We start from the raw sequence: 14,202 nt of genomic DNA, 5'->3' as shown, positions 1-14,202 counted from the left end.
CAAAATGGGGCATGTTGCGCAAGTACCCGCGAACGCCCCACCTGGAGGGCTCACGCCTGCAACCGGGCGACGAGGACCTCGACCAGGTGCCGTTCCGCGCGATCGCGGGGCGGCACCTCGTCGTCGAGGAGAAGCTCGACGGTGCCAACGCGGGCATCAGCTTCGACTCGGACGGCGTGCTGAAACTCCAGTCACGCGGCCACTTCCTCGCAGGCGGGCCGAGGGAACGTCAGTTCGCGCCGTTGAAGGCGTGGGCCGCGACGCACCAGGGCGTGCTGTGGGAGAGGCTCGGCACACGTTTCGTGCTCTACGGGGAATGGTTGTACGCCAAGCACACCGTGTTCTACGACGCGCTGCCGCACCACTTCTGCGAGTTCGACCTGCTCGACCGCTCGACCGGTGAGTTCCTGTCCACTCCGGAACGCCGCCGGCTGCTCGCGGGTACGCCGGTGATGTCCGTGCCGGTGCTGCACGAGGGGCCGCTGCGCCGCTTGAAGGACCTGACCGCGTTGCTCGGCCCGTCCACCTGCCGCACCACGGTGTGGCGTGACGCGTTGGTCGGGGCGGCGCGTGCGGCGGGGCAGGATCCGGCGGTCGTCGTCGCGGAGACGGATTCGGACGACGACATGGAAGGCCTCTACATCAAGGTGGAGGAGGACGGCCGCACGGTCGAGCGCTACAAGTGGGTGCGGCCGACGTTCGCCACCGCCGTGCTGGACTCGGGCAGCCACTGGCAGGACCGCCCGATCCTGCCGAACCAGGTGGTGGCCCGTGTTTGAGCAACTCTGCCCCACTGGGCCACAGTGGACTCTCGACTGGGACGCCGTCCGCTCGGCGTTCCCGTGGGTGCGCGCTCTCGAAGGGGTGCCGCAAGATCCCGTGCACCACGCCGAGGGGGATGTCGCCACGCACACCCGGATGGCGTGCGAGGCCCTTGTCTCGTTGCCCGAATGGCGTTCGCGTCCCGAGGCGGACCGTGTGCGGTTGTTCGCGACGGTGCTGCTACACGACGCCGCGAAGCCGTTCCGCACACAGATCGCCGACGGCCGCGTGACGGCACACGGCCACTCACGAGCCGGAGACCTGCTGGCGCGCAAGCTGTTGTGGGAGATGGGACGCCCGATCGTGTGGCGCGAACACGTCGCCGCGCTGGTGCGACACCACCAGGTGCCGTTCTGGGCGCTGGAACGCCCGGACCTCGACCGCATCGCGTTCCGGGTGAGCCTGCTCGCGCGCAACGACGACCTGGCGACGCTCGCCCGCGCCGACATCCTCGGCCGGATCTGCGGTGACGCGGACTCGGTGCTGGAGAACATCGCGCTGTTCGAGGAGTACTGCCGTGAGCGCGACTGCCTCAACCGGCCACGCGCGTTCCCGTCCGACCACGCCCGGTTCCAGTACTTCCGCACGCCCGGCCGCGACCCCGGCTACGCCGCCTATGACGACACTCGCGTCGAGGTGACGGTGCTGTCCGGCCTGCCGGGCGTCGGCAAGGACCACTGGATCGCCGCCCAGCGGCCGGGCTGGCCGGTGGTGAGTCTCGACGCGGTGCGCTCGCGACTCGGCATCGCGCCCGACGGTGACCAACGCGCCGTGGCCGCCGCGGCGTTCGAGGAAGCCCGAGTGCTGTTGCGGGCGGGGGAGCGGTTCGTCTGGAACGCGACCAACATCTCCCAGCAACTGCGCGAGCGCTGCATCGGACTCGCCGCGGACTACCGCGCCCGCATCACCCTGATCGGGCTCGAAGCGCCGAGGAACGTGATCCACGCTCGCAACCGCGCCCGCCCGGAACCGGTGCCGGCCGCCGTTGTCGACCGGCTCATCGGCAAGTGGGAAGCGGTCGACCTCACCGAGGCGCACGTGGTCGAACGAGTGGACACCGCGGTGCCGTCCGCCTGACCGAGTGGCGCCCGGTGGCCGTGCCTGAGTCTGCGTAGGCCGACCCCTTTACCGCGTGCCGGTGCAGGGGTCGGCCGCAGCTTGCTCATCTGCTGGAGCCGCTGCAGACCAGCCCGCTGGCTCGTTCACCTTCGTTATGTCAACCCGGCAACCCGTTGACCTGGCCCTTAGCAATGACTCTTTGGACTTCGTCGTCAAACGAGTCATTGCTAAGGGGGCTGGCGGGTGCCCGGCGGGCCGTTGGGAACTGATATATCGGTTGGCGAGGGCGGCAGCCGATATATCAGTTCGCGGGGTGTCAGCGGCGGTGGTTGCCGTGGTGGCCGATCGCCCGGACCAGCCAGAGGGTGCCTGCGGCGGCGACCACCAGGACGGCGATACCGGTGAGGAAGCCGACGCTCGTGGACGAGTCGTCGGGCTGTGGCGCCGAGCTGCTGTTGGACTTCGTTTGCTGGGCGATGGGCGGGTTGTTGGTCATCTGCAGCGAGTTCGCCTTCACCAGACCGGTGCCCTCCAGCAGGAGCATGTGCTTGAGCAGGAGGGTCAGGGCGGTCTGTGCGGCGATGCGGGCGGGAAGGTTCTTGGTCGTCGCGCGGGCGTGGGCGACCTGGGTGATGAGTGAGCCGTCGGCGGCGCGGGACAGGTTCGTGTACATGTCGTCGAGCTCCTCGCCGGAACTGGACGTGATGGCGTTCGCCCACGACTTCTGCTCGGTCGTCGGTTCGACGGGGAGGTCCACGCCGATCTGACGGGCGGCCTCCGTGACCGACTGGGTCAGCTGCGTGTGCTCCGCGGCGAGCTGACCCGCGACCTTGCGGACCTTCGCGTCACGGGCGCGGTCCGAGCTCTCGCGGCTGGCCGGTTTCTGCCAAAGCGAATGCTGGGTGAGCAGAACAAGCAATTCCCGGTCCGACGGTTCGATGTTCTGACCGATGACGCGGACCGCGTTCACCTGTGCCTTGGCGGTCACCAATTCGAGTGCAGACGGGTCGACCCTGCCGGTGTTCTCCAGGACCGTCATTGTACGAATCAGCATTTGCACCGTCTGGTGGGCGAGTGTGCGAATTGCGGTGTTCTGCGTTGTCGCCCGCGTTTGTACGGACATCACGAGAAGGCCGCCCTGTGTCTGCCGGACGATCGTCGCGTAGGCGCGGTCGTGGTTGTCACCGGTGCGTTCGGCCATCTCGTTGATGAGTGACTGGTGTTCACTGCTGACGTCGTTCGGCAGAACCACGCCCAGTTGTTCGGCGGATTTCAGGAGTTCGACGTCGAGTCGTGAATGCCCTTCGAAGATGTCACGTCCGGCATTGCTCACGCTCGCATTCGTCGAACGTGCCGGAGCTTCTTTGCTGACTGGTACCAACCACGAGTTCGCTTGGCGCAGAGATACCATGAATGAGCGGTCTGACGGTTGTACCTCTGTCGATTGCGCATTGGCCGGGACGGCTCCGATAAAAGCCCCCAGAAATACGACAGACAGGATGGCGAACAGCGCTGCGTGCTGCCCCAGCGTGTCCAATCGGTGACGCATAGTGCCCGTTCCCTCCCGCGATCGAGCTGCCTTCAAAGGGAGATACGCGCAGGTGAGGTCAGGGTTCACGGGGCGTGCGCAGATGCTTATGTGACGTGGATCACAGCTCTGATCGCGAACCATTGGAGCTGAATTTACGTACCCGAGAGGTTTTCGTGTTCGCGATGTAGGATCTGTACGATTCCATGCTCGGCCACCGAGTCGCTAGGACTGCCGCCCGAAGCGAACCCGTCGCCGATATCTGGGGAGGTCGTCAGCTTCATGGTTGATCAGGGCAAGGTCGCACACGCCCAGCAGGACGAAGAATTGCTCACGTTGCTCTACGGGCAGTTCCAGCGGATGTTGTTCTCGCAGGTCCTGTGCTTGACCAACTACGACCGCCAGTGGACGGAAGATGTAGTTCAGGAGACGTTGATCAGGGCTTGGCAGAACTCCGCGCATCTCGTTCGTGAACCGAGTATGTTGCGCGGCTGGCTTTGTACTGTGGCTCGTCGCATTGTGATCGACGGATGGCGAAGCCGGCAGGCGCGCCCGCAGGAAGTCGAATTGTTGCGTCCGGACATCGCCGAATCTCCGGACGACACAGAACAGACACTTTCGGTGATGGTCATTACCGACGTAGTACGCCAATTGAGTGAAGAACACCGTTCAGCTATCTACGAAACGTATGTCATGGGACGAACGGTGAAGGAGGCCGCGATCGTTCTGGGGGTCCCGGAAGGAACCGTCAAGTCCCGGTTGTACAAGGCGATGCACACGATCCGCCGGGCACTGCAGGACAGGAGCTAGTGATGGTGATCCGTCAACCACATCACGAGCACGCGGAAGCAGGACCAGACCAAGATCAGAACGACGACAACCGCACGGACCAGGAAGGTCCGTGCGGTGATGTGGCGGCGTACGCGCTGGGCGTGCTCGACCCGGCGGAGCACGTGAGCTTCTCCAGGCACCTAGCCGGGTGCGAGGACTGCCGGCGTGACGCGGCCGACTTCGGCATGGTCGCGCCGGTGCTGCGGCCGGTGCTGACCGAGAACCCGCCGGGTGTGCCCGGGTCGTGCCCGATCGCGCGCAGCATCCTGGTGCTGGCGGCGGGTGTCGTGGTGGCCATCGCCGCGGTGCTCTCGGTCGTGGAGTCGCTGTCCTCTCACGTCGACAACCCCGTCGACGTGGGCACTCTCACGCGCGCTATATCCACCTACGAAGACCGGTTTCCGCTGGTCGAACGCATGTGAGCGCAGATGTGGGTCCGCGAGCAGGCAGGCGAGGCGCACCCATGCGCGCATCAGCCCGGCGAAGATCATCGCTCGCTCCAGCACTCCCACTCCGAACAATCCCGCGAACAGCTCACAGTTCCGTTAACCGTTACCTGTGGGTAAGTTTGCCCGACGACGAAGCGCAGGTCTCTACGGTCGGCACCGAAGGAACACCGAAACCTTCGACCTGCGGTCCTCTCGGTACCGAAGGCAGGGGTAGACAGAGGTGACATCTCCACTACTCGGCCGGGACGCGGAACTCGCGACTCTCGGTCGCTTGCTGGACGACGCGGTTCAGGGAACCGGCTCCTGCGTCGTCGTCACCGGCGGGTTCGGCATCGGCAAGACGGCGGTGCTCGACGCGCTCGCCGCCGAAGCCCGCGAACGCGGCTTCACCGTCCGGCTGGCCAAGAGCGCCCGGCTGGAGAGCCACCTCCCCGGCGCGGTGGTGCGCCAGCTCGCGCCGTGCCTCGCGAACGAGCACGACCTGGAGGAGCTGTACGCGCGCGCCGCGAACTCCGCGCGCAAGGGCCCGATCCTGATGATCATCGACGACGTGCACGTCGCCGACACCTTCTCCAAGCGCGCGCTCGCGTACCTGCGCCCACGGCTGCAGGAGATGCCTGTCGTCATCGCGCTCGGCGCGTCCCAGGGCTACCTCTCCACCGACGAGGTCACGCTGCCCGAGGTCGCGGGCGCCCACCCTAACCGCCTCGACCTCGACGGCCTCGACCTCGCCGCCGTCGCGAGTCTGACCGAGAACCTCCCGGACCGGGACCCGAAGCGCTGCCACGAGCTCACCGGCGGCAACCCCTACCTGCTGCACGCTCTGCTGCGCGAGGAAGGCGAGGGGTCGGCCGCCGTCGGCGAGATGGTCGGCATGCGGCTGCGCGAGTACACCGGAGCAGTCGAAGTCGCCCGCTCCGCCGCAGTGCTGGACGGGGACGCCGGGCTCGAACTGCTCTCCGCGCTGACCGGTTTCGACGCGCTGCCCGCCGTCGACATGCTCGTCCGCCTCGGCGTGCTCGCCGACACGGACCCGCTGACGTTCCGGCATCCGTTCGTGCGCAACAGCATCCTCGCCGACATGCCGATCGCGGTCCGCTCCGCCGCGCACTCCCGCGCGGCCTGGCTGCTGTTCGAGTCCGACGCCCCGGACGAGCGCGTCGCCGAGCACGTGCTGAAAGCCAGATCGGTGCGCTTACCCTGGTCCGTCGACCTGCTGCGCGAGGTCGGCGGCGTCGAGCACCTGGAACGGGCGCTCGAGGAACACCTGTCCGACGAGGACCGCCTCGCGATCGAGGTCGAACTCGGACACACGGAACACCTGAAGGACAACGCACTGGGCCGAGACCGGGTCCGTGACGCGCTGGTGCAGTGCGAGGACCCGCACCTCGCGGCGAACGTCGCGCTCGCGCTGATCCAGCGCATGTGCACGGGATCGGACGCCCACTTCGCCGTCTCGCTCGCGATCATGGTCGTCGCCCGGTTGCTGCCCGAGGACCGCGACAAGGTCTGGAACCTCGTCTGCACCACGTACCTGCTCGCGGCCAACCGCAACGCGCACATGGCCAATTGCGCCGGCAAGTACTTCGAGGACCTCGTCGGAGACGTCCCGCAGGACCCGAACCTCAAGCGCGCGCGGTCGGCGTTGCTCGCCGTCGGCAACGCCCGCAGCGGTGACTCGTACCCCGAAGCCGTCGAGTACGCGCTCGAGGCGCTCGAAGGCGAGTGGATCGGCGTGTTCGGCGCGTCCTACGTCTTCACGTTCCTGGTGCCGGTGCTCGGCGACAATCCCGAGCACATCAACAAGTTCTGGCTCTCGCACAGCACCGCGCCGGTCTCGCACGACCCGCACCTGCGCCGCGGGATGCTCAGCATGATCGCCCGCGCCTCCGCCTTCCACAACAGCGGCGACCTGGCGCGCGCGTACACGTTCCTGACGCCGCCGGTCTCGACGGGCAACATCGACTGCCCGGCCGTCGTGCTCGCGACCGCGAAGCTCGCCGAGGTCTGCATCGAGATGGGGCAGTTCGACGAAGCCGCCCCGCTCGTCGTCGAGGACGGCGATCTGTTGCAGCACATCAACATCGTCTACGCCCGCGGCCGGCTCAAGCTCGCGTCGTGCCACGCGGAGGGCGGCCTCGAGGACCTGCTGGAGGCAGGCCGCCGGCTCGCGAGCCGCGAGATGCCCAACCCGGCGCTGATCGCGTGGCGGCACCACGCCGTGCGCGCGTACCTGGCACTGGGCAACCGTGACGACGCGGCCCGGCTCGCGCACGAGGAACTCGACCTGGCCAAGCGGTGGGGTTCCCCGAGGGTGATCGGGACGGCGTTGATGAGCGTCGGCATGAGCACCGACGACATCGACGTCCTGACCGAGGCCGAGCAACTCCTCGCCTCGTCACCGCACCGGTTGCTGCACGCCCAGTCGTCGTACTGGCTCGGCCACCACCTGCGTCGCAAGGGCCGTGCCGACGCGGCCGCGGTGCACCTGCGGAAGTCGTTCGAACTGGCCCGGCGCCTGAGCGCGCACCCCCTGGCCAAGCTCGCGGGCGACGAGGTCCGCGACGAGGACGACCAGGTGCAGGGCCTGACCAAGCAGGAGAACCGGGTCGCCCGGATGGCGGCGCAGGGCCTGACGAACCGGCAGATCGCCGAGGCCCTGCACCTCACCCGGCGCACGGTGGAACTGCACCTGTCGAGCGCCTACCGCAAGCTCGGCATCACGGGACGAGCCGAGCTCGTCGCCGCCTTGTGGTCCTGACAGCGACCAGCAGACCCGCCAGCAACATCATCACGATCACCGTGACGACCGACGACAGCACCAGGAACTCGTCGAGCCGCCCGCCGGTGAGGTAGGCACCGAGCGCGATGGCCACGACCGCGCACACGGCACGGTCCATGATGGACTCCATCGACAGAAGCGTTGCGCGGTAACGGGAGTCCGGAATCGCGTCGTTGAGCAGCTTCTTCTGGACGGGGAAGCTCATGCCCGCCGTCACGGAGAACAGGCACAGCAACACGATCGTCACGACACCGCCGGACGGCGCGACGAATCCGATCGCCAGCGCCATCACGACGGTCAGCAGGAACACCGACCTCGCCGGTCCGATCCTGCGCGACAACCAGTGCGGGCGTGCGGCCGCGATCGCCTCGAAGACCGTCATCGCGGCGAGCACCGAGCCGTACCAGCCGACCGGGACGTCCTTCGACTCCAGCACCGGCTGGAACAGGTTCACCTGCAAGATCCGCACCAGCGTGAACATCGCGATGCCCTGGATCATCAACAGCAGCAGCCAGCGCGACTTCCCGAGCGCCTGGAACGCGCCGCCGACACCCGCGAGCAGCTTCGACGTCTTGCCTTCCGGCCGTGTCCAGCCCGGAATCGGCGGGAGCCTGAGCGCCAGGACCACGGCGATCGCGGCGTTGATCGCGGTGAGCCAGTACGGCGACGGCATGTTCCACTGCATCAGCAGCCCGATCACCGGCCAGTACACGATCTTGCCGACAAGGCTGTACGACCGTCCGACGCCCTCGGCCTTCAGGTAGAGATGCCCTGCGTCGTGCGCGTGCAGGTACTCGTAGAGGTACGCGCTCTGGGCGCCGGAGATCAACGACCTGGCCAGCGCGATCAACAGGAAGTGCACGAGGAACCCGGTGTAGTCGCCGGCGAACACCGGCACGAGGTTCGCGACGACCAGCACGCTCGCGCCGAGCCACAGGGACGTGCGGTAGTCGAAGCGGTCCGCGGCCAGGCCGGTAGGGATCTCCAGCAGGCAGAACGCGATGTAGTAGATCGACTGGATGCCGAAGATCTCGGCGTCGCTCAGCCCGAGCCGCTTCTGGTACTCGTAGAAGATCGGGACCCACAGCAGCAGCCCGAAGAAGAACTGGAAGCCGTACGTCAGGCGGACGGCACGCGCCACTTCCGGAGCCGCCGGTACGCGAAGCCCCAGCATCAGATCGAGTACGGCCGCAGTTGCAGGACGTACAGGACGTCCTCGGTGGCGAGCCATTCGATGTCGACCGGCGAGTCGAACGTGTAGTCCGGCGAGAAGTGCGACTGCAGCAACCTGCCGACGATCGCAAGCCGTTGCAGCTGCGCGTGAGCGTTCGGGGTGAGGTCTTCCTCCGCGTCACCGAGGGAGACCGTGCGGCCACCACCCTCCACAGTGGAGTAGAGGAACTGCATGGGCTGCTTCGAGCCTTCGACGACGTCGGTGACGTTCGGCGAGACGTTGACGTAGATGTTGCGGAAGTCGTTGCGGTTCATGGGGTTCGTGGTGACCATGACGCCGCCGAAGTCGGCTTTGACCTGCTCCTGGACCACGACGCCCATGAAGCAGTCGTCCAGCGAGATGCCCGCCTGCTGCCTCAGCCGGACGCTCCGCGCGGACACGAGTGACGCCCACACCTCCTTGACCGACTCCACGATCTTCTCGGCGCTGGTGACGTGGTTGTACGACTCGTAGATGCCCGCGGCGGAGAACCCGGCGAGGTCTTCGGCGTTCGACGAGCTGCGCACGACGAAGGTCCGCACACCCGCGAGGTTCTCGACCAGCGCGGTGTCCAGTTCGGACAGCAGGTGGTCCGGCACGCGGGTCTTGCGGATCAGCTGCTGCAACTCGACGCACAACGGCTCGATCTCACGCGCGTTGAGCTCCAGTGCCATCTTCAACTTGCCGATGGCCTGCTGGATCTTCGGCGACGACTCCAGGAACCCCTGGTGCATCGAGAACGGCAGGGCGACGCCGCGCGGCACCCGCACCCGTTCCGCGAGCAACTGCCGGGCGGCCGCGAGCAGGTCCTCCTGCGGGCTGTCGAGCAGCTTCGCCAGGTAGGGCATGAGGTTGTCGCGCGGCGGCCGCGGCACGGCGAAGAACCCGAGCAGCCGGCGCGGCGACCCGGTGGCGAGCACGTGGTGCAGTTCGCCGAGGTTCGCGGCCTTGGTGCCGTAGCGGTGGCGGTCGTTGTAGCGGATCCGGCCGAGGGCGAGGATCGGGTTGTAGGTGTGCTCGGGCTCGTCCAGCGTGACGCGCTGCGCGTACCAGGCAGGGCGCCGGCCGGCGTCCTGCGGTTCGTCGATCAGCCGCAGCCCGACCCCGGCACCCTGCGGCGAGACCTCGTACTCGACCCACCGGCCGTCGAGGTCTTCCCGATCGATCAGTTCGAACGCGCCGATCTGGACGGCGTTCGGGATGGACCAGCCGGTCGCGAGGACGTTCGTGTGCGACAAGGGAGTGGTGTGGCCGGCGTTGATGATGCCGGCGAGGCGCGGAATGTCGTCGGGAACGCGGTGCATCACCACGATGTCGAACCATTCGAGCGTGTTCTCCCGGTACTCCTGCTCGCTGCGGAATGCGCGCAACCGGCCCTTCGTGACGCCGGAGTTCAACGCCACGAACTCGGCAGTGGAGAACAATTCGTGTGCCAGGATGCGCGGCAGTCTTTCCGGGGAGATCTCCGCCACCGCCTGTTCCTGGAGGTGGTTGGCGGGTTTGAAGAACAACGGGATCGCGGCGTCGACGTTCTCGCGCACCTCGGCGTGGAAGGACTCGATCATCTCCGCCGGCATGGTGTCGACCTCGACCGTCTCCAGCGAGAACATCGGCCTGTCCTCGCGCCGGTGCAGCGCCAGGATCCCGAGGAAGAACCGCCGGTCAGAGGCGTGGTAGAAGCTCTGGTTGAACTCGTCGATCCGCGCCCGCACCTCGCTCTCGGCGATGCCCAGGACCTGGGTGCCGATGTAGATGGCGTGGAACTCGTGACGCGCGTTGTTCAGGAAGTGGATGGTCTCGTCCTGCCGGTCGACCACCACTTTGACGAATGAATAACCACCCAGACTGCCGGATAGCTGGTTGAACGCCGACATCGTCAGCTTTTCCCCGACCACACCCGCCACGTCGGCTTCCTGGACAGCCACACCCGCTCCTCTCGTGCGCCATTGCAACGAGGAAGTGTGACGGTGCGGAGCGCGGAGCTATTCCTTCGGAAATCTCATTTGGCGGTCGTCTCGCCCGCCTTTCCTCAAACCCCAGTCAATTCGAGACCGGCGTCACCTCCCGTTGGGTGAAGAATCCAACGAGGTGGGACGCCGGTCTCGTGGTGTGAGCCGAACTTCCGGTTCGTGATCTGGGTTACCCGAGCCGCGAGGCCTCGCGGGCGAGCGTCTCGATGCGCTCCCAGTCGCCCTGCACGAGGGCGCCCTTCGGGGCCAGCCACGAACCGCCGACGCAGCCGACGTTCGGCAACGCGAAGTAGTTCGGCGCGGTCTGCGGGGTGATGCCGCCAGTCGGGCAGAACCGCACGTGGGGAACCGGGCCGCCGATCGACTTGAGGTAGTCGACGCCGCCCGCGGCCTCGGCCGGGAAGAACTTCAACGCGGTCAGCCCGCGCTCGGCGAGCCGCAGCACCTCGGACACCGTCGCCGCACCCGGCAGGTACGGCAGCCCGGTCGCGTCGGCGGCGTCGAGCACCCGGTCGGTCGTGCCGGGGGTGACGAGGAACGCCGCCCCGGCCTTCGCGGCCTGCTCCGCGTGCTCCGGCGCCGTGACGGTGCCCGCGCCGATCACGATCTCCGGGACCTCGCGCGCGACGTTCTCGATCGCGGCGAGCGCGGCGGGGGTGCGCAGCGTGAGCTCGATGACGCGAACGCCACCGCGCAGCAGTGCCTGGGCGAGCGGCACCGCGTGGTCGGCGTCGTCGACCACGACGACGGGGATGACGGGCGACAGGCCGAGGAGGTCCGCGCCGGTGGTCACCCGAAGATTGTCACCGTTGGTCACTGCTGCTCTCCTTGCCGAACTTGGGTCGAGCCTGGATCGGAACTGATATATCGCATATTGCCGGTCGGCCGCTCACGCTGCCGTGGCTCCTGAGCACCTCGTCGCGCGCCTCCACTGTGCCCTGGTGCCGTCACCCGGACGCAAAAAACGTTTGCGGACGAAGTCAAAAGACTCATTGCAATGGCATCCGAGGTGGCGGTGGGAAGGGACGCGGGGGCGGGCTGGGCGGGCGTCGCCGCCCCTTTTGCAATGGGTCTTTGACGACGAAGTCAAAAGACCCATTGCTAAGCGGCAGGTCAGCGGTGGTGCGGGAGCCAATATATTGGTTGCAGCGGGTGCAACAGCTAGTGGTGGGTGACCGGGGCGAAGTGGTCGGCGGTGATCGGGCCGAACACCGTCGCGCCGCGGTCGGCCGGTCCGACGCTGCGGCGGAGGGCGGCGAACAGCTCGCGGCCCGTGCCCATCCACTCGCGGCTGGTCGGCGGGAAGTCGACGAGGGGGCGCGTCGCCAGTTCCTCCGCGGGCACCTGGACCTCCAGGGTTCCGGCGGTGGCGTCCAGGCGCACCACGTCGCCGTCGCGGACGCGGCCCAGCGGGCCGCCGACCGCCGCTTCCGGGGTCAGCTGGATCGCCGCCGGGATCTTGCCCGAGGCGCCGGACATGCGGCCGTCGGTCACCAGCGCCACCTTGTGGCCGCGGTCCATCAGGACACCGAGCGGCGGGGTGAGCTTGTGGAGTTCGGGCATGCCGTTGGCCTGCGGGCCCTGCTGGCGGACCACCACGACGACGTCGCGGTCCAGTTCGCCCGCCTTGAAGGCCTCCTGGAACGCCTCCTGCGTGGTGAACACGCGGGCCGGGGCCTCGACGACGTGGTTCTCCGACGCCACGGCCGAGACCTTGATGACGGAGCGGCCGAGGTTGCCGGAGAGCATGCGCAGGCCGCCGTCGGACGCGAACGGGTCCGAGGCGGGCCGCAGGACCTCGAGGTCGAGTGAACGGCCGGGGCCGTCGACCCAGATCAGCTCGCCGTCGGCCAGCATCGGTTCCTGGCGGTACCGGTCCAGGCCGAAGCCCGCCACGGTGGTGACGTCGGCGTGCAGCAGGCCCGAGTCGAGCAGGGTGCCCACGACGAACTGGACGCCGCCGGCGGCCTGGAAGTGGTTGATGTCGGCGCTGCCGTTCGGGTAGACCCGCGCGATCAGCGGCACGACGGCCGACAGGTCGTTGAGGTCGTCCCAGCTCAGCTCGATGCCCGCGGCGGCGGCGATGGCGACCAGGTGCATCGTGTGGTTCGTGGAGCCGCCGGTCGCCAGCAGCGCGACCACGCCGTTGACCACGGCCTTCTCGTCGACGACGTGCGCGATCGGGGTGTAGCCCTCGCCCTTGGCCATCTCGACGGCGCGGCGGCCGGCGTGTTCGGTGAGGGCGCGGCGCAACGACGTGCCCGGCGGGACGAACGAGGCGCCTGGCAGGTGCAGGCCCATGACCTCGACGACCATCTGGTTCGAGTTCGCGGTGCCGTAGAACGTGCAGGTGCCGGGGGAGTGGTACGAGGCGGCCTCGGCCTCCAGCAGGTCGTCGCGGGAGGCCTTGCCCTCCGCGTAGAGCTGCCGGACGCGGGCCTTCTCCTTGTTCGACAGGCCGGACGACATCGGGCCCGCGGGCACCAGGATCGACGGCAGGTGCCCGAACGACAGCGCGCCGATCAGCAGGCCCGGCACGATCTTGTCGCACACGCCCAGAAGCACCGCGGCGTCGAACATCTCGTGTGACAGGGCCACACCGGTCGACATGGCGATGACGTCGCGGCTGAACAGCGACAGCTCCATGCCCTCGCGGCCCTGGGTGATGCCGTCGCACATCGCCGGCACTCCGCCGGCGAACTGGGACACACCACCGACGGCGCGGACCGCGTCCTTGATCCAGGCCGGGTACTCCTGGAACGGCTGGTGCGCCGACAGCATGTCGTTGTAGGACGACACGATCGCGACGTTGGACTTGCGCAGCGCGCGCAACGCGGCCTTGTCGCCGCCGGTGATTCCGGCGAAGCCGTGCGCGAGGTTGCTGCAGGCGAAGCCGGACCGGGACGTTCCGTCCTGCGCGGCGGCGGCCACGCGCTCGAGGTACGCGCGGCGGGAATCGGCGCTTCGGGCGGCGATCCGGCGTGTCACCTCTGTCAGAACAGGATGCAGTTCGGTCATGGGGGTCTCCGGGTCATCACGGGCCGTGGTGGGGCCCTTACGAGACGACAACGGTGGCGTCCCACGGACGGGCGTGACGCCACACACAATAAGTCATGGCAGGTCGAAGGCACAAAAACGATTCAGTAACTGGTCTGGAACCAGTTTTGAATCTTGGCGTGTGGTGCTTGTCACATGGCTTGAGATCGAGCAGAGTGCGGGGCACGACCTTGGAACGGAGGTGTCCCATGACGTCCACGGAGATCGTCGAGCTGCGGCGGGTCATCGGTCAGATGCGGCATGCCGTCAGCAACCTGCGCGCCAGGTATGGCGACGTGGCGGCCGTACAACGTCTTGCGAACGACGTAGAACGCATGGACATCGACGCCACCGAACTCGTCGACCTGAGCACCCCGAGGCAGCGCGAAGCTCCTCAAGTGGAACGCGAGGTCGTGGTCGTGCCCGACACGCCTTATGACGAGTCGCTCTGGAAGGACGCGGACGACGAAGGACTCGGTGGGTACCGCAACCGGACCTGACCCAGCCCGAAC

Annotated in this window: 11 protein-coding genes; 6 read left to right on the top strand and 5 right to left on the bottom strand. The window is 67.6% G+C overall.

Translation table 11 applies throughout. The features are described from left to right. Positions 1 to 11: 11 nt before the first annotated feature. Together PV646_RS43495 and PV646_RS43490 are read left to right on the top strand one after the other, a co-directional pair. Positions 12 to 779 carry an RNA ligase family protein gene (locus PV646_RS43495; RefSeq protein ID WP_500348894.1) on the top strand — a complete coding sequence of 256 codons (768 nt, stop codon included), beginning with the start codon at positions 12 to 14 and terminating at the stop codon, positions 777 to 779. Next, positions 772 to 1,899 (top strand): AAA family ATPase, encoded by a 1,128-nt coding sequence (locus PV646_RS43490; RefSeq protein WP_500348892.1) that lies wholly within the window; start codon positions 772 to 774, stop codon positions 1,897 to 1,899. The genes PV646_RS43495 and PV646_RS43490 overlap by 8 nt, the downstream gene beginning before the upstream one ends. Before the next feature lie 298 nt (positions 1,900 to 2,197). On the opposite strand, the gene PV646_RS43485 is transcribed toward PV646_RS43490, so the two are convergent. Beyond that, positions 2,198 to 3,418 carry a DUF4142 domain-containing protein gene (locus tag PV646_RS43485; protein ID WP_500348890.1) on the bottom strand — a complete coding sequence of 407 codons (1,221 nt, stop codon included), beginning with the start codon at positions 3,416 to 3,418 and terminating at the stop codon, positions 2,198 to 2,200. A gap of 273 nt (positions 3,419 to 3,691) precedes the next feature. On the opposite strand from PV646_RS43485, the gene PV646_RS43480 reads away from it, so the two are divergent. The 3 genes from PV646_RS43480 to PV646_RS43470 all read left to right on the top strand — a co-directional run bounded on the left by PV646_RS43480 (position 3,692) and on the right by PV646_RS43470 (position 7,450). Further along, positions 3,692 to 4,219 carry a sigma-70 family RNA polymerase sigma factor gene (locus PV646_RS43480; protein ID WP_500348889.1) on the top strand — a complete coding sequence of 176 codons (528 nt, stop codon included), beginning with the start codon at positions 3,692 to 3,694 and terminating at the stop codon, positions 4,217 to 4,219. A gap of 2 nt (positions 4,220 to 4,221) precedes the next feature. Further along, positions 4,222 to 4,662, top strand: coding sequence for a zf-HC2 domain-containing protein (locus PV646_RS43475; RefSeq protein ID WP_500348888.1), 441 nt, complete (start codon positions 4,222 to 4,224; stop codon positions 4,660 to 4,662). 247 nt (positions 4,663 to 4,909) lie between these two features. Beyond that, positions 4,910 to 7,450 carry a BREX system ATP-binding domain-containing protein gene (locus tag PV646_RS43470; protein ID WP_500348886.1) on the top strand — a complete coding sequence of 847 codons (2,541 nt, stop codon included), beginning with the start codon at positions 4,910 to 4,912 and terminating at the stop codon, positions 7,448 to 7,450. Here the strand turns inward: PV646_RS43470 and PV646_RS43465 are convergent. The 4 genes from PV646_RS43465 to edd all read right to left on the bottom strand — a co-directional run bounded on the left by PV646_RS43465 (position 7,410) and on the right by edd (position 13,672). Beyond that, positions 7,410 to 8,645: an MFS transporter gene (locus tag PV646_RS43465; RefSeq protein ID WP_500348884.1), complete on the bottom strand. Its 1,236-nt coding sequence runs from the start codon at positions 8,643 to 8,645 to the stop codon at positions 7,410 to 7,412. The genes PV646_RS43470 and PV646_RS43465 overlap by 41 nt on opposite strands. After that, positions 8,645 to 10,609: a PEP/pyruvate-binding domain-containing protein gene (locus tag PV646_RS43460; protein WP_500348883.1), complete on the bottom strand. Its 1,965-nt coding sequence runs from the start codon at positions 10,607 to 10,609 to the stop codon at positions 8,645 to 8,647. The genes PV646_RS43465 and PV646_RS43460 overlap by 1 nt, the downstream gene beginning before the upstream one ends. Before the next feature lie 214 nt (positions 10,610 to 10,823). After that, a complete protein-coding gene (eda, locus tag PV646_RS43455; RefSeq protein WP_500348882.1) occupies positions 10,824 to 11,471 on the bottom strand; it encodes a bifunctional 4-hydroxy-2-oxoglutarate aldolase/2-dehydro-3-deoxy-phosphogluconate aldolase in 648 nt (215 codons plus the stop codon). A gap of 344 nt (positions 11,472 to 11,815) precedes the next feature. Beyond that, a complete protein-coding gene (gene edd, locus PV646_RS43450) occupies positions 11,816 to 13,672 on the bottom strand; it encodes a phosphogluconate dehydratase (protein ID WP_500348880.1) in 1,857 nt (618 codons plus the stop codon). Between the two features lie 227 nt (positions 13,673 to 13,899). Between edd and PV646_RS43445 the strand changes: the two genes are divergently transcribed. Beyond that, entirely contained in the window at positions 13,900 to 14,190 is a 291-nt protein-coding gene (locus PV646_RS43445) for an Rv0250c family protein (RefSeq protein ID WP_500348879.1), read from the top strand. Positions 14,191 to 14,202 lie beyond the last annotated feature (12 nt).

It is taken from the genome of Streptomyces sp. ID05-26A (genome assembly GCF_033794685.1).
Taxonomy (GTDB): Bacteria; Actinomycetota; Actinomycetes; order Mycobacteriales; family Pseudonocardiaceae; genus Lentzea.
The sequence above is the reverse complement of the archived record's forward strand: the minus strand, read 5'-3'. Positions and strand labels throughout refer to the sequence as shown.